We start from the raw sequence: 20,622 nt of genomic DNA on the forward strand, positions 1-20,622 counted from the left end.
GCTGGCTACTTTACGGTCTGCTTAGGAGCTCGCATGAGCATAGTTGCGATTGTCACTTCACTGCTTTTATTAATGTTCCTCGCTTATCGCGGCATTTCGGTGCTGCTGCTGGCTCCTCTTATGGCGTGTTTAGCGGTGTTGCTCTCTGGCGATGCCGCCTTTTTATTGCCGATCTACACCGATACCTTTATGCGCGCGCTGGGTAATTACGTCATCCAGTTCTTCCCGTTATTCTTGTTAGGCGCTCTGTTTGGGCAGTTGATGGCCGATTCTGGTGCCGCCCAATCGATTGCCAACGGAATTGTCAAAAAACTGGGCACTCACCATGTTGTGCTCACCGTCGTCATGGCCTGCGCGGTGCTCACCTATGGCGGCGTATCGCTGTTCGTCGTTGCTTTTGCCATTTATCCGATCAGCCGTGAACTGTTTCGCAGCGCCAATGTGCCCAAGCGGCTAATTCCAGCTTCCATCGCGCTTGGCTCTTTCACCTTCACCATGACAGCCCTACCGGGGACACCTTCGATACAGAACGCGATTCCCATTCCTTATTATGAAACCAACAGCTTTGCAGCCCCTGGTCTCGGTATTATCGCCGGACTGATTATGCTTGGGCTAGGGACTTTCTATCTTCAGTCACGGGTAAAAAAAGCCGCATCTAAGGGTGAAGGATACGGTCAACATACTGAGCGCGAAGCAGTTGCCAATGAAGAGCAAGAACAAGCACCCACTAGCCTCCCGCTGTGGCTGGCACTGATACCGATCATTATGGTGATTGGTTTGAATGCTCTGTTTACCTACGGTGTGTTTCCTGCCCTTGATTTAAGCTTTATCAGCGAGGAGTTTGAAAATGTATCGCCATCGGGACAGAGCGGGCTTTGGGCTATTCTGATCGCCCTGCTCAGCGCATCTGCATGGCTGATTATTACCCGCTGGAAGCATTGGCTGGATCTTAAAGAGAGTGTCAATAAAGGCTGTTTGGGCTCGCTGCTGCCGATTTTCAACACGGCTTCAGAGGTAGGCTACGGTGCCGTCATTGCCAGTTTGGCGGGCTTTGCGATTATCCGTGATGCCGTGCTTACAGCTTCACCTGGCAACCCATTGATTTCAGAAGCCATGGCAATGAGCGTGCTGGCGGGGATCACTGGCTCCTCTTCCGGCGGGCTCTCAATTGCGCTAGAGMCTCTGGGTAGTGAATACATGGCCATGGCCCAACAAGCAGGTATTAGCCCAGAGCTAATGCACCGCGTCGCAACGCTTGCTGCTGGTGGCATGGATACGCTTCCCCACTCAGGCGCGGTTATCACCCTACTGGCTATCTGCGGCCTTACCCATCGCCAATCTTATGGCAACGTCGCCATGGTCACCATTGCTCTGCCGATCATTGCGCTCATCAGCGTAATTACTTTGGGTACCCTTTTTGGCAGCTTCTAAAAGCGCACAACGCATGCGATAGTGAGCTAATTGTTAGCCTGCCAATAAAGAGAACATCATGGCCTTCGTTCTTCGCCACTCGCTGCTGCTGATTATATTGGGAAGCCTGGTTATTTCCACGGCCATGGGCTTACGCCATGGTTTCGGGCTCTTTATGGAGCCCCTTAGCAGCGAGCTCGGCTGGGGGCGTGGCGTATTTGCTTTTGCATTAGCCTTACAAAACCTGGTTTGGGGCTTATCGCAACCCTTTACCGGTGCACTCGCGGATCGTTTCGGCGCGGCCAGAATTATCGTGGTTGGCGGCTTGCTGTATGCCTTGGGGCTGCTGTTTATGAGCCTCTCTACGTCAGAACTAGGCATGACGATGAGCGCTGGGCTGTTGATTGGTCTGGGCCTCTCTGGCACCACATTCTCGGTCATTTTAGGCGCTGTGGGCCGCGCTGTGGCGCCCGAAAAACGCAGTATGGCGATGGGCATTGTTAGCGCGGCGGGCTCGTTCGGGCAATTCGCCATGCTGCCCGGCACTCTTGGCTTGCTCGAGTGGCTTGGCTGGGCGGCAGCGCTGATGGCGATGGCGGCTATTGCAACCATCATCATTCCCCTGGGGGCAATGCTGCGCGATAAGCCATCCGCCAAAACCACATCCGATTTAAGCCTCAAAGATGCGCTCAACGAAGCAGCAGGCCAAAAAGGCTTCTGGCTACTCTGTTTAGGTTTTTTTGTCTGCGGCTTTCAAGTGGTTTTCATTGCCGTTCACCTCCCCGGCTACTTATTCGATAACGGCCTAGCGGTACAGGTGGGCACGACAGTATTAGCGTTAGTGGGGCTGTTTAATATTGTCGGCACTTATACCGCGGGGTGGATGGGTGGCATCTGGTCAAAACCCAAGCTGCTAACCTGGCTCTACTTGATTCGCGGCGTAGTGATTACAGCGTTTGTTTATTTGCCGTTAAGCCCTGTTAGCGCTTATTTATTCGGTATCGCCATGGGGTTGCTATGGCTCTCCACTGTGCCGTTAACCAACGGCATTGTGGCGTCCGTGTTTGGTGTTCGTCACCTCTCTATGCTGGGCGGCATCGTGTTTCTATTTCACCAGTTAGGCTCCTTTATGGGCGTCTGGCTGGGCGGCTATTTTTATGATCTTACCGGGCACTACAATACAGTCTGGCAAATTGCGATAGTGCTCTCGGTCGTCGCTGCCGCACTACATTGGTTTATCAGTGAAAAGCCGCTCGAGCGCTCGCAGTCAACAACAGTGATCCCATGACAATCAATCATTTACTCAAAGCCATGGCGGCCATTCTGCTGCTTACCTGTTTAATGCTCGCATGGTGGGGCTGGCAGCATATGGATGCTGCCTTGCTACTGATTGGAACCCGGTTATGCTAACGAACAAAGGCCGATTAAGTTGATGACTTGTTAAGATGACGATTCCTTACCCCGAGCATATCGCGGTTGTGGTAACCACCTTTGTTACCGTGGTCATTGCGGTACTGCTTCACTATGAAGCCCTGTGGCTTATCTCGCGCCAAATAGAAAAATCTCGACGCCCGCACCGACAACGCATCCTGGGGATGGCGTTTGGCGTATTAATGACCCACATTGTTGAAATTTGGCTGTTCGGGGTTACTGGCTGGTGGCTAACCGATCAGCTAAGTATCGGTGCTTTACACGGGTACGACAGCTTTAACGTACTTGATTACATCTTTTTCTCTGCGGTGACCTATACCACCGTGGGCTATGGCGATATTTATGCCATGGGGCCGGTGCGCTTTCTGTACGGCACGTTGGCCTTAACAGGCTTCGTTCTGATCACGTGGTCGGCATCGTTCACTTTTATAGAAATGCAAAAGCACTGGCGGGTTGGCAGATAGTCAGCACCGTCGCTCTAGGGATCCGGCATGTTTGAAGTGGTTATTCTATCGGTAGCGTTTGTTTTTGGCATCGCTGCGCGACAGCTAAGTTTACCGCCCCTTGTAGGGTTCTTAGCAGCAGGGTTTGCACTCAATGCTTTTGGCCCCAATATTGGCCTACCAGCAGATGCGGGCCCACTACTTGAGCATCTTGCTCATTTAGGAGTGCTGCTACTGCTGTTTACTATTGGCCTGAAGCTCAATATACGTAGTTTGGCAGAACCCGTTGTACTGGGAAGCTCATTTATACACTTGGCGTTTACCTGCGTGTTGTTTACGGCGGGTTTTGTCATTTTYTTWTCGCTACCCCTTGATAAAGCGATACTGCTCGCCATTGCGCTGTCTTTTTCAAGTACGGTATTAGCGGCCAAAGTACTCGAAAGCAAACGCGAATTACGTGCCCTGCACGGTCGGATTGCGATTGGCATATTAATCATTCAGGATCTAGTTGCCTTAGTGGTTCTTAGCGTTTATGGCGGTGATTCCCCCAGCCCATGGGCCGTGTTGGTTTTTCTGCTGCCACTATTAAGGCCTGTTCTTTATTGGCTTATGAACGCGGCGCAGCACGATGAACTGCTGGTGCTATTAGGTACCGTGTTAGCCATTGCCGTTGGCGGCATGGGCTTTGAGGCCGTGGGTTTAAGCTCTGAAGTAGGCGCTTTGGTGATGGGACTTCTGCTTGCCAAGCACCCCCGCGCTCAGGAGTTATCTAAGGCGCTGTGGGGAGTTAAAGAAGTGCTGTTAGTCAGCTTCTTTCTGCAAATTGGCATGGCAGGATTACCCGATAAAGAAGCACTTATCTTTGCAGTGATCATGGCTATTCTGCTTCCACTTAAAGGGGTGCTGTTTTTTGCCCTACTGATTGCCTTCCGTATCAGAGCGCGTAACGCCTTTCTGGGTGGCTTGAGCCTGACGGCCTATAGTGAGTTTGGTTTGATTGTCGCTGCGAGCATTTTGCCAGAGTGGCTTGTTCCGCTGGCAATTACCGTTGCCCTATCCTTTGTTATCGCTGCACCGCTTAACCGCATCGCCCATCAACTTTTTGATCGTTGGGAGAATAACCTGCTCCGTTTTGAACGGCACGCCCGACATCCTGACGAGCAGCCGGTAGATTTAGGTAGCGCTACCATTCTGGTGTTGGGCATGGGTAGAACAGGTAACGCCGCCTACGATTTTTTTACCGATAAGGGCATGGCGGCAGTGGGCATTGATTCAGATCCCAATAAAATAAATACTGAACGGCATGTTTTTTATGGTGATATCGAGGATGTGGGCTTTTGGCACCACCTTGATATTGCGCAAATAACAGCTGTTACGCTAGCCACTCCGGAACTTGAGAGCAAGCTTATTGCAACCCGCGAACTACGCGAAGCGGGCTTCACTGGCCACATTATTGCGGGCATCCACTTCCAGGATGAAGCCGACCCGCTGCATGCCGCTGGAGTAGATCAAACATATTTGCTAATGACCGGTGCAGGCATCGGTATTGCCGAAAAAACCTGGGAAAGCCTGCAGTCACCGCCGCTGTAAACGTTTGGGTAAGTGGTATTAACCAATTTGACGATGCCGCCAAAACCGCATCAGTCCCCCCCTTGCTTGGGCGAGAACAGCAGCGCCATAAAGAACTAACAGAGCCATATCTAGATTGCGCTTACTCGTTGCCTCTCACTTTTTGTTAATGAGCGATAAGTGGACTTTAGCTCCGCAAGAAAGCTTTGTGCAAACAGTTTAGCCTTGGCTAACAATATTGCACAAAAATACGTTACTATCCCTCCGACTATCCAATGATTGTTCCCACTGCTTCCGATATAATTTACCAATGACTGATTCTAATCCGAACGCCTCATTGACTACCCCAAGCATTCCTGGAGATGCACTGCCCCCCGTGGAGCAGCATGCCCAGCAGTATGCAACGGTGCGAAATGCCCACGAAACCGAACTGATCGAAGACTACGTTGAGCTAATTGGCGACCTGCTGGCGCACCGCGGCGAAGCGCGTGCAGCGGACATTGCCAACCGAATGGCGGTCAGCCAGGCCACAGTCTCAAAAATGATTCGGCGTTTAAATGAGCTGGAGCTGGTCACTAGTAAGCCCTATCGCTCGCTGTTTCTAACCGAAGCGGGCCAAAAAATGGCAGAAACKTCACGCGCCCGCCACGATATCGTGCTGCACTTTTTACGTGCCCTTGGGGTAAGAGATGCGACTGCACGTATTGACGCCGAAGGCATGGAGCATCATGTAAGCGACGAAACCCTCGCCATCATGCAGCGCTTTACCGAGCAGCAGCAAAACGACTAAACCCGCGTCTCGTCATCGGTGGGAAAACCGCAGATGAGTCACTTGGGTAATTGTACCGTTCGAAATCATTTCCAGTTGAGTGGTTTGGATACTGTCGGCCMCACTGTTTGGTGTCATCAGCGCCCAACAGTGTGCATTAAGCTTGCGTGCAGAGTGATCGCGAAGCCCACACACACCGACGACTCCTCATGGCTGTTACTTTTATAATTAGCCTCCCAATACTTTAGCAGGCATCCCCAACCGCCCTATACCCGGCAGTTTCAGAGCAGGTCGCATAACATCGAGACCAAAGCTCAGGCCGAGGAGATTGAGTTCAATCCCCTCCTCCAATGCCAACATAATGCCCACCACCCCACCCAATGACACCTGATAACCAGTGCCGCTTGGCGCAGCCGCAAAGACGCCATTGAAAATATAATCCTTGCCGATAGCGGTTACCGGTAGCGTCACCTCAAATCCTGGCACTTCGCGTATTACCCAAACAATAAAGCTATTGCTGTTCGGGCCAGGCCACACTCGATAAAGCTCAGCTTGGGGGTAGTCAGCGGCAGCGACCTCTATCTGCGGTATCATCTGCGTAGCCGCATCGCCGCGATAGTCGGCCAGTAGTGTAGGTGGATTGCCAAACCAGGCTCGATCAGGCGTATCGATAGAAGACACCACGGTGGGACGCCGCCAGCTCAATACTTGATGGAGTCGGTAGCTATCAGCGTCTTCCGCCTTAGTCGCAATCCAGATATGTTCGCCAAACGCCCCGCGCCAATTATAAGCTCGTGCTGAATAGACCTGAACAACGGCTTCAGAACTTACCGCTGGGTCAGGCGCTATGCCCGCGGATGAGCGATCCAGTGATGACCAAGGGCTATCAGTCACTACTTGATTACTCGCCAATATCCAAACAGGCCCCGCCAACAGCAGCGCTACAAGCGCTACAAAAATAAGCAGCCAACGCAGTAACATTTTCATCGCTTTATCCGTAGCTGAAAGTTATCTGTTTAGTACCTCGATAGCTCACATGGTGCAAGCACGGGTTTCAACGGCGTCATGGGTTCTGCAGGGGTATGGATAATCGTGCAGTAAAATCCGTTCTAATCGAGACATGAAATATAAGAAATATTTACATAAAAAAAACCCTCCAAAAAATTCAGGAGGGTTTCTAAACTCTATATCTATACTGATTTCAAGTTTACAGTGACTATCTTTTATAAACCTTAATGTCAGCTGAAGATTTCAATAAAACTCTGTTAAAAAACAACAACCACTCAGAATGTTCTGCTTATTAAAATTAGCATAACATAGAAAAATCTATAATTATTTATCAAGACCTTTCAGGTTTAGCAATGCCAATTAGCAAGGCTAGTTTATAGGTAGTCGAATAAATCTTAAAATAATAACATAACAAATAAGCCAAGAGCTTTTTAGAAAAAGGGAGACCCTTTTTAAAAAAAAGACTCAACTGCCTTCGCGGAGGAAAATAACCTTTAAGCAGTGTTAAAAAAAAACTTTTTTTAACACTCTCATTTTCCTTATTTACTTCACCACCGAGCACTCTCTTACGTTTTTTAAGCATGGCTTTGATATCGGCACGAGCAGGATGGTTCACAATAACCTCTGGAGCGTATTCTATTGGTATACCTTTAGCCATTGCCCTCCAGCCCCACTCATTATCACCTCCGGACATTAATGCATCATTAAAAAAACCAACCGTTTTAAAATGTTTAGCCAATGTGATCATGTTGGCAGTTGCGGCGCCACCAGTCTTTGCATATTTTTCCTGATCGAAAGAAAAAGCTTTTTCATAAATTTCAACAAGAGTGAGCTTATCAGACTTAAAAAAAAGCTCTATCCTGCCAGCAATTCGCTCTACACCTTTATCAAATCGATTAACTGCAGCTTCCAACCAGTAAGGATCAGGAATACAATCAGAATCTGTAAAGGCAATAATTTCACCTTTGGCCAATTTTAAAGCAGCATTTCTAGCAGCGTATGACCCTGGTTTAACCTCAGTAATTACACGAAAATTATTGGGCAAGTGAAAATCAAGAGGCAACGTATCTTCTGGTGCATTATTTACAATGATGACTTCAAAATCATTTTGTGGATATGATTGATTTTCCAATGCAGTAACACACAGTTTTAAACGTGCCCAATCATAATAGGTAGGCACAATAACTGAAGCTCTTGGGTTGCTAATTTTCATAACCCCTCCTGCATTTTCTCTGGCACTTTTATATTTCACCTCTTTTTCAAATCTATAAAAAGACATTTAATCGCTCTCCCCATGGTTATTAAAAGTCTGAAAAATGGATGTTTGGTGCTCAAGTGACGCTTTCAGACTTGGGGTAATATATTCAAGATAATTTCGTGTCAGGTGGTGAGTATCAGACCACATTAACCTTCCATCAAAATATGCTGGACACAACCCATCAACACATATTAATTCAGTAAAGTCTATAGAGATGAAAAGAGGAATTTCACCTACATACGCCTCTATAGGATTGTCTTCTAGTAGCACTTCGTCAATTGGTCGAGCGCATTGGCTCGCTTCTTGACGATTCTTCCMCACGCAATAGCTTGGATCACTTTCAAACCACGGATTATCTCTTATCCCCATTACTGGAATACCCAGGTTGGTTATTTCTCTCCATTTCTCCACATGCCCAGTAGGAACAAATTCAATAACATTGTCTGCTACTAATCTGTTGTCGCGTGGCCGATTAGATCTCGTAGAATTCGTTATAACAAGGTCAGGTGATAGCTCACTCAAATACTCAACAATGCTTTCATTCCACAGTTTACAAGTATCATTGTCCTCCACAATTTCATAACCAAGGGAACAGGATTGTTTTATTATACTTACTATCTTGAATCCATATTCTTCTGCTAAGTTCGTAAAAAAAGGCTCCCATTGTCCTATATGTGAACCACCCACTAATGCAACAACGCTGTCAGATGTAACATCTCCAAACTCACAAGTTGAGATTTCAGACTCAGCAACCGTTGCAGCACAATCATTGTCTCTAGCCATGGCTTCACCTAAATCATTAGATATTGCCGTAACATAACTATAATTTAAACTTGAAGCATTATTTTGTATAGAAATTTTAGAGCCATTAAAAAAAGAGTCTTTAAAAACAACGCTTACATCATGAAGATTTTCAATATAATATTTCGCTCCTAGACCAAGCGTCACAGAAGGAATAAAGAACAAAAATCCCGCCATATAAGAAATCCATATTTTAGACTTTGGTATTCTTCTAAAAGGTTTTTCAACTAACCAGGTTGTAATAATAGCTAGCAAAACACTTAATATCACGACTAAAAAACCCTTTATCACTCCTAAACTTGTCGTTTCATAATAATGCTGGAAGAAAACCAATATTGGCCAATGCCAAAGATAAATGGTAAAAGACATTGCACCAAACATAACAAGATATCGATTTGACAAAAGCCTATTCATCAGCGTCGTATATTCAGATTTATCTCCTGAAATTATCAGAAACACGGCTGATATGACAGGAAATAGTGAGACATATCCGGGAAAATTCCATTCTCTAGGCAAAAATATGCCTACACTAAAAAGCACTAGAACACCTAGCAAAGAGAGAGCCGAAGCATGTTTTTTACTCAGATTTATATAAGGTATAAATATAGCAGCAAGTGCACCTATTAAAAACTCCCACACTCTTGCTATAGGATTAAAATAAGCCGTATCTGGAGTATAGTGCGTAGAGATGAGGGAGTATATAAAAGAGAAAAGCACAACAGCAGAAACACCCAATATCAAGGGCATCAATGATTTTATTCTGCTTGAAATATACAATAACGGCCCAATTAAAAAAGGAAAAAAAGCATAGAACTGTACTTGCATTGAGAGAGCCCAGTACTGTTGGAAGGGACTAGCCGGGTCGCCAATCTGTAAGTAGTCAACCTCTCTTCTTATTAACAATAGGTTTTCTAGATGTCCGGCACTAAAAATAAATTCATGTATTGTAGCCACCCAGTATACAGGAGGCACGAAGAAGTAACTAAGAATAAAAGTAGCCAAGAGTACAACGTAAGCAGATGGAGCTACACGCTTAATAATTCCTCCCCAAAAATGAAAAGGCTTTATACTCCCTTCCTTTCCATACTGGCGAAGCAACATGCCTGTCATTAGAAACCCAGATACAACGAAAAATACATCGACACCTCCAGATACCTTCTGAAACCAGATATGGAAAACAAGTACAAGCATCGCGCCGATGGCACGAACTCCTTGAATATCTTCACGATACTTATTATTTAGAGTATAAACATCAAATATTTTGTTCACTTTTATCCTCCTTGATAAATAGCAAAAACATTCAAAAAACCTAGTCATAGGTATCCCCTGAAGCCCCTCAAGAGGAAAACTCAACGTCTATATAAAGTGATTAAGGACAAATAATCGGCAATTCATTACTTTATCAAAATATTTTCAAGCTCTCTCAACCCAAACAATTAGATTCATAATAATTAATTATTGACCTTTTTTTTTGACAAAATCATCTATATATTTCGTGTTTTCTTGACTACTATCTTCAGCATTTATCGTTAACACCGGCACTCCTCTTGTTTTAAATTTCCTAATCACTTTTTTTCTTTTTTCTTGAGCCTTTCTACAGTATTCAATAATTTCACATTCTTGTTTGTTTTTATAATATGGCAAAAGATTACCAGTTTCCCTGTAACGTTTCAGAATACGTTCCGCTATAATTTCTGGCCGAGCGATCATATGTACAAGAATCCTTTTCTCCATCAACTTACTAAATATAAACTTATTTTGTTCCCAATTATCACTAATTTCATATTTGAAATGGTGAAAAAGCCCTTCGTCTATTAGTAATACAGTAGGATTTTTGTTATTTTCAATATATTTATCCATTGCTCTTGGAATAATAGCGTGCCGCAAATATCTAGACCTTACTCTCTCATCCTCCAAACTCATTATTTTATAATCTAAAATACTTGTATATGCACTGGCTATTTTATTATTACGTTGCAGCCTGGTTGCCCATAATTTTGTACAAATCAAGCCTTTAATTAATTCCTTTTCTTCCATATAGTCTATCAGCGTACTCTTCCCCACACCTGGGCATCCTATAATCTCTATAAAAAGTGATTTATTTGCGTTATCTATCTGGTAATCAAAAACACCTTTAACTAAAAAATGTGCTCTATACTCACAACCATAAAATCGATCTAATAAATTTTTGGCAGTTAATACTAATTGGGTCATGGCTCATTACCTTTACAAGTAAATCATTGCATAGATTTATTTTTGTTAGCTAAGATATACAGACATCATTCATATCAGCATGCGGAAAATTCTACAAATCCTCTGTAGTTGTATGATTATTTAGGTGATCTATCTTATACTTTCATTTCGAACAATTACCGTAAATAAAAAATTTTCTTATCCACTTAAAACACGATCCCGTAATCTACCGTAATAGGGCTGAGGTATTATTAGAGTTATTAAGGTCATCCACTGACGGGGGCGCATACTAAAAAGCGTTAATGAGCGAATATCTTTCTCAACCGACCTTCCAACTATCTTTTTCTCGACTGCCCATGACAATATTTTACGATTGATAGCGGCATTGAGATAATGTTTTTCAAACCAATTCAGCCCAACATTAAACTCCCTCTTTAAATCTAAACATGGATGAGTTTGAATTATATTATTTTTATTGCTTACCACACCGCTGTTATGAAGTAACCACATGCTCGTAACAGTGGGATCATAGTGAACCATTTTGAGACTGCATATCACTTTTAACCAAAAATAAACATCCCCTGCACGCAGATACCGATCAACAGGAAATCCACCAAGAGCCTTGAATGTATTTCTATGTATGCAAGCGCCGTTCATATGAATGAAGTCAGAACGAGCGAACGCTGCTAAAGCTTCCTGTCGACTCAAAACTCCGTTTTTTAAAAATTCACTTCGCGGAAGTACTATATTTCCTTCCATCTTCCTAAATGCATTTACAAAAAAATTAATAGATGGGTTTTCCGAAATAGCATTAGCAAATCTCGATAGATGGTCATACACAAGCAGATCATCAGCATCAAAAAAAACCAACCATTCAGATGTTGCCTGCTGTGCCCCATAATTGCGCGCTGCGTACCCACCTGGACCGGGTTTATCTCGGTGGTACAATCGCAGCTTACCCTTACGCTCCTCTTGCAATAAAATCTGTAGAGACCCATCCGTAGAGGCATCATCAACCACAATAATTTCAAAATTCTTAAATGTTTGGTTATAAAGACACGCGAGGGAGTCCAATAAAGTTGCAGCCTTGTTATGAACAGGCATGATAACAGAAAACTTATACATAAACTCACCTCACTTTAAGCCATTAACATCTTTTAACCAAAAATTTATAAACTTTCACATTTATAAATTCTCAAAGGGAGGCACTGACTATTAACCGGAGAATCAATATATTCAATCCCAGGAGAAAATAAAAAACCTTCAATCAAGCCTGTTGTTACAATACTAGCTTTTTTTAACTCCCACCTTCGTAATAACTTTAATATCATATATAAATCCAAACACATCACTTTTATTACTACACGAGCAGGACGATATTTTTTGGTAACAAATATTCTATTTCTTATTAAGTACTTATAATATTTGAGACGTACATCACTATTTTCAGAAATGATGTTCAGCACTCCTTTCTCCTGACGTAAATGCATCACCCTACTGGAACCAACAATAAATCCAGGAACATCTTTCGTTATTCTTAATGTATATTCAGTATCTTCACCCCATATAAACATATCAGAAATAGGTAAACCATATTTATCAAGCGTAGCGCGGGGAACAAGAATGGATACAAAAGTTGCTCGATCCACGGAGACCACACCATATTGAGTGAACTTAGGCCAATCCTTATATCCAATATGATTCATTTTTTTATTGATAGAGGGTGAGTTAGTTACATAGCCATTTTCTGTAAAAGCAGTAGAGATCAGATAAGCTCTGTCAATGCCATTTTCATCGAGGGTATGATCTGCTTCAATCAACCGTTGCAAGGCAGACGGTTCCGGGATCACATCATCGTCCATCATCCAAATAAAATCAGCACCTTCCTGATATGCAAGACGAAACCCAGTATTGAACCCACCTGCAGCACCGACATTCTGCGACAATAAATACACTTTTAGATTCGGGTAGTCCAATTCATTTAGCATTTTTTGTGTATTATCATTGCTAGCATTGTCGACTACAATCACCTGGTCACAAATACGTGTTTGTGAATAAATGGATGCTAAACATAGCTGCAGCAAATCCTGCCGATTGTAGGTGAGTATCACCGCGATCACCTTGTTCATAGTGTCCCCTAAAAATTGTGCCCTTGAGAAATGAATATGGCGTTTATTTATTAGCTAACGCTTCATAAATTTAATAAAACAGCGTCTGCTATTATGTATCGCCTTAGTTTAATCGTTGTTGCTGGTAATAAATATAAGCTAGAGATAATAGCGATTCTTACAAACCCAAATAGATAACACACATAACTTATCTAGCTCACAGCTTATAGTTACTCCCTTTCAGACGACAACCCTAATCACGTTACTAAGTCATTATCGTAGCTATTAAAGCCCCACCCTTTTTAAGCGACGACGGATGCTTCTTGGTATGTTATTATAAAAAAATTTAACAAATGCAATTGGAAAGTAGTAAAAAGGAGCTTTAAGCTGTCGTAATTTTCTTAAGCTTACTTTTAATGAATTATATGTATAACCCAATCGATTTCCAACTTCAAAGCTTTGTTCGTCATGAAGACGTTTAATCGTTAACGGTAAATCCACTCGGTAAAATATAAAACCTTGGCTAAGAGCGCGTACCCAAAGGTCAATATCGACCTGCCTAAATAATGTTTCATCGTACCCCCCAACCTGATCAAAAAATCGTCGAGAGAACAGTATAGAACTATGATTTATCGGATTATGAACATAGAAACTGTCACACCCCATTGGCGTCACTGAGAATCCCCCTCTGAGAATCGACTCTCCTTCACCCTCTTCTTCTCCATAAACGATCTGACTAGCTGTAACGACAAGTTCTACGTCTGGAAACAGACTCAAAGTAGCGACCTGCTGCGATAACTTCTCGGGTAGCCATTTATCGTCTGCATCGATATTGGCTAGCCATGGATAGCGAGCTTGGCTGACGGCAAGATTAAGCGCCTGCGAGCGCCCAACACCTTGCGTATTCACTAACTGGACCTGGATGGGAGCCGTATGGCGTAATCGCTTGAGCACTTCCCAGGTATCATCGTCAGATCCATCATTGACCACAACGACTTCTTTAGCCGGATAGGTCTGAGAAAAAACGGATAAAAGACTAGATTCCAAGTATTTAGAACCATTCTTAACAGTCATAATGACTGAGATGTGAATCTGATCCATCAGTCATCTCCATGGCGTCAAATAAGCTTATTGATGAACCCCAGAAAGCCAAATAAAATTAATCTTCGGACTCTGGTGATGCAATTCATTAGTTTTTAGCAACAGGTTTTGATGTGTTCTACATAAACAGTAATCTGGAAATATCCCTTGCTACCACGCCTTGCTATTAACGATTTTCCACACCAATAACTTTATCTTATTCTTAACAAAACGAGTCCCAAGTTCATCACCGGGATTATATATACAGTTATCACTAGAACAGAAAACTGGCTTCCTTGCTTCCCGACAAATAAGTTTTGCTTGATCAGAATTCGCTTCGACAAATAAATCCGCCGTTGAATCTATGAACGTCTTGACTTTGAACCTCACAAGAGAATCCATTTCCATCACATCTTTATCGTTGTTAGCCATGACAAGGTTTCGATATGAAATTCCATTGTTCACAAGTAAAATTTCTACCTCATGGCGGCTTGATTCATGTTGGCAAGAAACAATTGTATTGATGTACCTTGATGGAATATAACGAAAGCGTGCTGTGCGCTTGTCGCTGCCTGCCTCGCCTTCGATAATCATACCCTCGAGACAAATACACGATCTATTCATGACATTGTGATGGAATATGTTCCATTCGAAAGCCCTAGGGTGTGGAAGGAATTCAAGAATGATATCTATATCACTTCTGATTGGCTTGCCGGAATAAACGGCCAGAGTAGTTGCACGAGATGCTAACCACTCAGGAAGCGCGTCAATCTCGCTTCTTATTGATTTGCCMCTCATTATGCTGTCGTCCACAATGAGAACCTTTTTTGCCTCCCAAGGAGAGCTCAATTCTTTTCTCACTCCTCGGGTAAGCCCTCTTTTCAATGGATAATTATTCACCCAAGATGAGATATCCGTGCAGTTCACATTCAGTGCAAGTGCAATCATGTAAGCGGGAACCATACCACTTCTCGGTACCCCGACAACTAAGTCCCAGTCACCAGAAAATTTTTCAAAATTTTTTGTAATATCTCTGCCTAAATCACCATATGACTTAAACTGAATCTGCATTAAGTTTTCTCCGATAACTTGCTTAATATATCCAGCAACAGCTATCTACCACCCATTTAGCTGATACATATAGATACTTGGTGTATCACCGGTCAAAAATACCTATTGCATCAGAGACAGCAGCTCTAAAATGAGAGACACTTAGAACATGAGCATTGAGGCTGTTAATGCTTTTTTGAGGGTATAATGTAAATAACGCACAGCAATGTTTTATATATTCTATTTAGCCGAAATAGTATCAAATGGTTTTGCCACCATATTCCGAACCTCTGGTTTTCCTATACCCATTGCTTCAAGCATAACGGCATTTACTTTATGCACATCGTATTTATCTTTAGCAATCTCGTTGGAGCGTCTCCCCATACTTTGCATTAAAGCGGGGCGGTCAATAAAATGCTGCATGGCTTTAACCAGCGCATCAACATCTTTCACGGGTATCAAGTAGCCATTTTCGCCATCAATTACGGTTTCTCGACAGCCCGGTGCATCGGTGGTGATCACCGCTCGCCCCATAGACATAGCTTCCAAAATTGAGCGTGGCGTGCCTTCCCGGTAATAACTAGGCAGTACAAAAACGCTGCTCTCGGCTAGTGCCGGTCGCACATCACTTAGCCAACCTAAATGTTCAAGGAATCCTTCCCCTACCCAGGTATCCAATTCTTGTTGCGTAATCGTATCGGGATTGCTATCGATATCACCGGCCAATTGAAATACGACCTCAGGATGCTGCTGTTTGATTTGCCTAGCGGCCTTAGCGTACTGACGCACGCCCTTGTCGGCCAGCAAGCGAGCAACTAATAAAAACCGTGGCGGTCCTTCAGGTAAAGGACCCGCTGCAAAATGAGCCATATCTACCCCTGACCCATTGAGTACTTGCGAAGGGATGTGAGCGCGTAGTATCCCCAAATCACGAAATAAAGTTTCGTCATCAGGGTTCTGAAAAAATACTCTATCTACCTTATTCAGAGCTGCCGAATACAGTCTGCACACCAAATGAAAAAGCAGAGCACGCTTGCCACGAGCCTCTCCGGCAAAGGCATACCCCAGCCCAGTGATTAATGCGTAGCGCTGAGGAACCTTCGCCAACCAAGCCGCTAACATTCCATACACCACCGGCTTGATGGTATATCCCAGAACAGCATCGGGACGAATATCGTTCATCAAGCGATAAAGTGCCTTCAGGGTAAGGAAATCGTGCCAAGGATTCAGTCCTGTTCGTTGCATAGGGATATCATGAATAAACACCCCCCAGGATTCGAGCTGCCGACATGTGGCAGGATCATCACGAAGCCCTGGAGAAGCCGCATGAACTTCTAATCCTGCATTAATCAGACTGCGTACTAGCGGGCCGCGAAAATTAACCAAGGAATAACTTGAGCCCGACACCAGCAGAAAACGGCGATTTGGTTTATCAGACTTAGCGTTCATAATGCCTCCTCAAAAAGTACCAGACAGATTAATAATTTTGCTCTTTAAAACTGGCATAAAATTAATATATTTAATGAGATGTGCTGTCTATCAGAGAATATCAAACAGGTTATGAAAGTGTGCTTTTAGTGGGGAGTGGGTGAAGATAGTAACGGGCTAGGCCTACCCACTGAGTAGTAAGTAAATCCTTTCTCCTTCATGCGACGTGGCTCATAAATATTACGTCCATCAAAGATAGTGGGTTCAGTAAGTTGTGATTTAATAAGATCAAAATCAGGCGCCCGAAAATTTTGCCACTCGGTGACAATAATCAAAGCGTCGGCATGCTTTAAAGCAGCTTCTTTGGTGCCACAAAGAACCAAGTGATCATGCCGCTCATAAAGACGCTGTGCTTCTTCCATGGCTTCCGGGTCATACGCCTTAACCTTGGCACCGGCAGCCCAAAGTGCTTCCATAAGCACCCTGCTCGGAGCATCACGCATATCATCAGTATTAGGCTTGAATGAAAGCCCCCAAATGGCGAAGGTTTTTCCCTTTAGTTCCGCATTGAAGTGCTGACTTATCTTGTTGAATAACGTGTTTTTTTGCTCTTTATTACGTGACTCCACTGCTTTCAGTAATTTGGCATCAAAATCGATAGCATTTGAGACGTGTATAAGTGCCTGGAGATCTTTTGGAAAGCAAGAACCACCATACCCCACGCCAGGGTAAATGAAGTCGTAACCAATACGTGGGTCCGAGCCTATTCCTTTACGCACCGACTCGATATCGGCACCCAAACGCTCAGCCAAATTTGCCATCTCGTTCATAAAACTTATCTTAGTAGCCAACATGCAGTTGGCTGCATACTTAGTCAATTCGGCACTTTTTACGTCCATCACGATAATCTTGTCGTGATTACGATTAAAGGGAGCGTATAACTCGCGCATTACTTCGATCGTGGCATCGCACTCGGTACCGATAATAATACGATCAGGTTTTTGACAGTCGGCGACCGCACTACCTTCTTTTAAGAACTCAGGATTAGACACCACGTCAAACGCAATATCATCACGGCCGCGTCTTGCTAGAATTTTTTCCACCTCAGTTCGTACTCTGTCCGCACTACCTACAGGCACGGTGGATTTGTTAATGATAACTTGGCTCTGTTCCATATGTTCAGCAATGGTTGCAGCCACAGTTAGAACGTACTTAAGGTCAGCACTACCGTCTTCATCCGGTGGAGTCCCCACAGCAATAAACTGTACTTGACCATGTTTGACCCCGGCTACTGCGTCGGTGGTAAACTCAAGCCGTCCAGCGGCGTGGTTTTCTTTTACCAAAGACTCAAGACCAGGTTCATAAATAGGGATGTTACCCTGCCTAAGTTGTTCGACCTTATTATCATCCAGATCAATACAAACAACGTGATGGCCAACTTCAGCTAGAATAGTGCCTTGAACCAGGCCTACATAACCGGTTCCGAAAACTGTAACGTTCATTGAATTACCTAAATGTAGAGTAGAGTAATGAGAAGAATATGAAGAAAGGGGTTACTCAGACGGACTATGTATTTCACTCAAGACGGTGTTTGGTTTATTTAACGAGTAGTAATTACGATACCATTCGACAAAATTTTCAACGCCTTGAACTACTGGTGTAGTGGGTTTATAACCAACCATTCTTTCTAATTCACCTGAATCCGCATAAGTGTCTGGGACATCGCCAGGCTGTAAAGGCAACAGGTTCTTGATGGCTTTTCTACCTAACGCTTTTTCAATAGCTTCTATATAGACGTTGACCGTAACAGGATCATTATTGCCAATATTGAAGATACGAAAAGGAGCATTGCTGGTAGCAGGATCAGGACTATCGCTATTCCACTGATAAGCAGGAGTAGCTATATCATCGCTGGCGCGAATAACACCTTCCACGATGTCATCCACATAGGTAAAGTCACGCGTATGACAGCCATAATTGAAAACATCAATAGGCTCATTGGCCAAAATACTTTTGGTGAATTTAAAAAGTGCCATATCTGGTCGCCCCCAGGGGCCATAGACGGTGAAAAACCTCAGTCCGGTGGTCGGTAATCCAAACAAATGACTATAGCTGTGAGCCATCATTTCATTCGCTTTCTTGGTGGCGGCATAAAATTGCAGTGGGTGATTAGCACCTTCATGTTCGGAAAATGGCATTAGAGTATTAGCGCCATAAACACTACTGGTACTGGCATAAGTCAGGTGCGCTATATTGGAGTGGCGGCACGCCTCCAACACATTAGTAAATCCAATCAAGTTGCTTTCCACATAACTCAGTGGGTTTTCCAGCGAATAACGCACCCCCGCTTGGGCAGCCAGATGAATGACCCGGTCAAAGCGGTGCTCATTAAAGCACTCTGCCACCGCCTGTTGATCCGCTAGATTAGCGCGAATTGAAAGATAGTCGCCCCTCGTTGCTAACGCCGTCTGCTCAAGAATTTTCAGACGCGCCTCCTTAATAGCGGGGTCATAATAGTCATTCACGCTATCAAAGCCGACGACACTATCGCCGCGCTCCAGCAACCGTTTGGCTGTGTGAAAGCCGATGAATCCGGCATGGCCGGTAACAAGAATCTTCATTTAATGACTCCATGACGGGGAAATAGAGGGCATTAGGCAGGAGTGGGAACTATTAACAGCACTAAACTCAGTTGCGTACAAAGCGCTGAATATGGCGCCAGCTCACTCGCCTCAAGCCATCCAACGTCAAGGGCACCAAGGCCACTGAACGCACCATGGCAAGTAATGGACGCGGAAGTTCACTCAGGCATAAGGTTCGCGGCAGCCCGGTATAGGGAAACCAACGATGTCGATAGGAGCTATGACGAGCTGAAAGCGGCAAGTCGCCGGTAAAAAGCGAAGGCACTTCGTACCAGGCATAGTTGCCTTTCAACGTCTTTATTTCATTAGGACCGGGCTGTAGAAATTCGAAATCAATAATCTTTAACCCCTGACAAGGGTCATAGATAAGATCTTGCGGATTAAGGTCGATGCATTCGTAGCCAAGACGGCGATAGTGCAAAATCACTGCTCTCACGCGCTCAATGGTCCAGATAGGCAGCAAACCATGACGAGAAAAAGGCGCACGAGGCGATAAAATGCGTTCCATACAATTGGCATAGCGCTCAAACACTAGGTAATGAGGCCCGACTTCTAGCAGCCGAGATACTTCTGGCAGTGACGCACCGAGCTCACGCGCCTTTACTTCACGCTCTAGATAGCGCTCACGCCCAGGTCGAAACGTCTTGCAAATCGCCTCAGAGCCATGAAAATCCACCAGCTCTACCTTGGCTCGACAAACCTCTTTACTTAGGTCGGCCAGAACCGGATAAGGTGTGCGAAATGCAGCCTCGTTGCTTAGAGCTACTGCACGTATTTCACCAGCCTGCTTGGGTACCAACGTATTGAGATACTCGAGCGCTTGGCCAGCATCGCGGGAACAATGTATCGGACTAAGCAGTTCTTCCTTGCTCTCCCCTTGATGGACCATGGCACTGAACGCTGCCTTGATAATAGGTACGCGTAGATTGTTAACCTTTTCAGGAGCGTCACTTGAAATCTGCTTCTCCGTTAATGGATGGACATCCTGTACCACCAGGAGAAAAACAGGTAGGTACCCACCGCTGGAATATTTTCCTGGCGCCTGTTCATCATCAATAATCCACTGAGCAAGTGCCTGTTGTTGCTTGCCTTCAATTGGCACGCCATACAGCACATTAAATCCATGGTGATCAAGCAAATTGCGGAGGGTATCCAAATACGCCAGTTGACAATCTCTGATCAGAAAAACGGTAATCCCGGATAGCCACTCTTGTTGTTCGCCATTAGATTGTTTGTTCGTCATGACTTGCCTCCTTGTGCTAAAGAGAGCACTTTTTATTGAATAAGCATTGATGACATGCTCAATAATGCTTTTCGCATCACTCAAGCACGAAAAAATGGTGATCAGAGCGAGGATTGAGAAGCTCAGACCCTATGGCATAGGCACCGTAAGAACAGGTTGTGGCAGGATGGGGGTAAACGTCAGGCGGTC

General features: G+C 44.4%; 18 protein-coding genes and 1 pseudogene. 7 read left to right on the forward strand and 12 right to left on the reverse strand.

The genetic code is table 11. From position 1 onward, the window contains the following. Positions 1-33 precede the first annotated feature (33 nt). From HALO_RS13185 to mntR, 7 genes and pseudogenes are all read left to right on the forward strand, one after another. Positions 34-1,431 carry a GntP family permease gene (locus tag HALO_RS13185; protein WP_050713509.1) on the forward strand — a complete coding sequence of 466 codons (1,398 nt, stop codon included), beginning with the start codon at positions 34-36 and terminating at the stop codon, positions 1,429-1,431. Positions 1,432-1,489: 58 nt separating this feature from the next. After that, positions 1,490-2,698, forward strand: coding sequence for an MFS transporter (locus tag HALO_RS13190; RefSeq protein WP_035578968.1), 1,209 nt, complete (start codon positions 1,490-1,492; stop codon positions 2,696-2,698). After that, positions 2,695-2,820, forward strand: a complete 126-nt coding sequence (locus tag HALO_RS23620; RefSeq protein WP_268746281.1) for a hypothetical protein — start codon at positions 2,695-2,697, stop codon at positions 2,818-2,820. The genes HALO_RS13190 and HALO_RS23620 overlap by 4 nt, the downstream gene beginning before the upstream one ends. A 35-nt stretch (positions 2,821-2,855) precedes the next feature. Further along, positions 2,856-3,305, forward strand: a complete 450-nt coding sequence (locus tag HALO_RS13195) for a potassium channel family protein (protein ID WP_035578965.1) — start codon at positions 2,856-2,858, stop codon at positions 3,303-3,305. Positions 3,306-3,332: 27 nt separating this feature from the next. Further along, positions 3,333-4,340 (forward strand): annotated as a pseudogene (locus HALO_RS13200) (cation:proton antiporter domain-containing protein); the annotation flags it as partial. Between the two features lie 138 nt (positions 4,341-4,478). Further along, positions 4,479-4,874, forward strand: coding sequence for an NAD-binding protein (locus HALO_RS23750; RefSeq protein WP_442905701.1), 396 nt, complete (start codon positions 4,479-4,481; stop codon positions 4,872-4,874). 289 nt (positions 4,875-5,163) lie between these two features. Next, positions 5,164-5,643 carry a manganese-binding transcriptional regulator MntR gene (mntR, locus tag HALO_RS13205; RefSeq protein ID WP_035578960.1) on the forward strand — a complete coding sequence of 160 codons (480 nt, stop codon included), beginning with the start codon at positions 5,164-5,166 and terminating at the stop codon, positions 5,641-5,643. Positions 5,644-5,850: 207 nt separating this feature from the next. On the opposite strand, the gene HALO_RS13210 is transcribed toward mntR, so the two are convergent. From HALO_RS13210 to HALO_RS13265, 12 genes are all read right to left on the reverse strand, one after another. Continuing rightward, on the reverse strand, positions 5,851-6,609 hold the full coding sequence (locus HALO_RS13210) for a DUF3750 domain-containing protein (protein WP_035578958.1): 759 nt from the start codon (positions 6,607-6,609) through the stop codon (positions 5,851-5,853). Between the two features lie 352 nt (positions 6,610-6,961). Continuing rightward, a complete protein-coding gene (locus HALO_RS13215) occupies positions 6,962-7,909 on the reverse strand; it encodes a glycosyltransferase family 2 protein (RefSeq protein ID WP_081899067.1) in 948 nt (315 codons plus the stop codon). Further along, a complete protein-coding gene (locus tag HALO_RS13220) occupies positions 7,910-9,958 on the reverse strand; it encodes an acyltransferase family protein (RefSeq protein ID WP_050713511.1) in 2,049 nt (682 codons plus the stop codon). It abuts the gene before it with no gap. A 186-nt stretch (positions 9,959-10,144) separates the two neighbouring features. Next, positions 10,145-10,903 carry an AAA family ATPase gene (locus HALO_RS13225; RefSeq protein WP_050713512.1) on the reverse strand — a complete coding sequence of 253 codons (759 nt, stop codon included), beginning with the start codon at positions 10,901-10,903 and terminating at the stop codon, positions 10,145-10,147. 177 nt (positions 10,904-11,080) lie between these two features. Continuing rightward, entirely contained in the window at positions 11,081-12,007 is a 927-nt protein-coding gene (locus HALO_RS13230) for a glycosyltransferase family A protein (protein WP_050713513.1), read from the reverse strand. A 44-nt stretch (positions 12,008-12,051) separates the two neighbouring features. Further along, the gene (locus HALO_RS13235) at positions 12,052-13,011 is read right to left on the reverse strand and encodes a glycosyltransferase family 2 protein (RefSeq protein ID WP_050713514.1); all 960 of its coding nucleotides are present in this window, start codon (positions 13,009-13,011) and stop codon (positions 12,052-12,054) included. A 264-nt stretch (positions 13,012-13,275) separates the two neighbouring features. Beyond that, complete coding sequence (locus HALO_RS13240) at positions 13,276-14,091, reverse strand: glycosyltransferase family 2 protein (RefSeq protein ID WP_035578944.1); 816 nt, start codon at positions 14,089-14,091, stop codon at positions 13,276-13,278. A gap of 150 nt (positions 14,092-14,241) precedes the next feature. Continuing rightward, the gene (locus HALO_RS13245) at positions 14,242-15,141 is read right to left on the reverse strand and encodes a phosphoribosyltransferase family protein (protein WP_050713515.1); all 900 of its coding nucleotides are present in this window, start codon (positions 15,139-15,141) and stop codon (positions 14,242-14,244) included. 219 nt (positions 15,142-15,360) lie between these two features. Next, positions 15,361-16,569: a glycosyltransferase family 4 protein gene (locus tag HALO_RS13250; RefSeq protein ID WP_035578940.1), complete on the reverse strand. Its 1,209-nt coding sequence runs from the start codon at positions 16,567-16,569 to the stop codon at positions 15,361-15,363. A gap of 125 nt (positions 16,570-16,694) precedes the next feature. Next, positions 16,695-18,050: a UDP-glucose dehydrogenase family protein gene (locus HALO_RS13255; RefSeq protein WP_035578938.1), complete on the reverse strand. Its 1,356-nt coding sequence runs from the start codon at positions 18,048-18,050 to the stop codon at positions 16,695-16,697. A gap of 51 nt (positions 18,051-18,101) precedes the next feature. Continuing rightward, the gene (locus tag HALO_RS13260) at positions 18,102-19,169 is read right to left on the reverse strand and encodes an NAD-dependent epimerase (RefSeq protein WP_050713516.1); all 1,068 of its coding nucleotides are present in this window, start codon (positions 19,167-19,169) and stop codon (positions 18,102-18,104) included. A 67-nt stretch (positions 19,170-19,236) separates the two neighbouring features. Then, positions 19,237-20,433 (reverse strand): hypothetical protein, encoded by a 1,197-nt coding sequence (locus HALO_RS13265; RefSeq protein ID WP_035578936.1) that lies wholly within the window; start codon positions 20,431-20,433, stop codon positions 19,237-19,239. Positions 20,434-20,622: the final 189 nt, after the last annotated feature.

It is taken from the genome of Halomonas sp. R57-5 (genome assembly GCF_900070345.1).
GTDB classification, from domain to species: Bacteria; Pseudomonadota; Gammaproteobacteria; order Pseudomonadales; family Halomonadaceae; genus Vreelandella; species Vreelandella ventosae_B.